1 protein-coding gene is annotated in these 781 nt (G+C 66.5%); it reads right to left on the bottom strand.

Annotated features, from left to right (window positions below; translation table 11 throughout):
• On the bottom strand, positions 1 to 781 hold a 781-nt coding region (locus EN991_RS38400), incomplete at both ends, for a chloride channel protein (protein ID WP_164769770.1).

Here is a 781-nt window from a genome sequence, read left to right as displayed (position 1 = left end):
GGTCAGCGGCGCGCGCATCGTGCCGCCCATGGTGGCGGCCATTGCCAGCAGCGCCCAGAAACCCGGATCCGCGGCAGGCAGAACGCCGGCGAGCACAGCGCCCATAGCCCCGCCCATGATCAACAGCGGCGCCAGCACACCTCCCGACGTTCCCGAGCCGAGCGCTACCGACCAGATGATCGCCTTGACCACCAGCAGCAGGAGTGCCGCCGTCGCGACGGTGCGGCCATCCAGCATGTCGGTGATGTTGTCATAGCCGACACCGAGCGCGTGCGGTTCGATCAGCCCGCCTATGCCGACCACCAGGCCGCCAAGCATCGGCCACCACATCCAGTGGATCGGCAGCTTCTGAAAACCGTCCTCGCAGGCGTAGACCATCTGCGTCAGCAGTCCCGACAGAAGTCCTGCACAAACGCCGATCGCCACCCAGCCGGCAAGGCCGACAAAAGACACCTCCATGCCGCCCTGAAACGGAAAGATCGGCCCGGGCAGATGCAGCATGGTGCGCTCGACCTCGGCGATAACGGCCGCGACCGCCACCGGAATGAAGCTGCGCGGGGTCCATTCGAATAGCAGCAGTTCGACCGCCAGCATGATGGCGGCGATCGGTGTTCCGAACACCGTGGTCATGCCCGCTGCCGCACCAGCCACCAGCAGGGTCTTGCGCTCGTTGTCGCTGACCGGCAGCATCTGTGCGATCAGCGAGCCGATCGCGCCGCCTGTCATGATGATCGGTCCTTCCGCGCCGACCGGTCCGCCGGAACCGATCGAGATCGCCGAC

It is taken from the genome of Mesorhizobium sp. M7A.F.Ca.US.005.03.2.1 (assembly GCF_003997795.1).
In the GTDB taxonomy this organism is placed as follows: Bacteria; Pseudomonadota; Alphaproteobacteria; order Rhizobiales; family Rhizobiaceae; genus Mesorhizobium; species Mesorhizobium ciceri.
The sequence above is the reverse complement of the archived record's forward strand: the minus strand, read 5'-3'. Positions and strand labels throughout refer to the sequence as shown.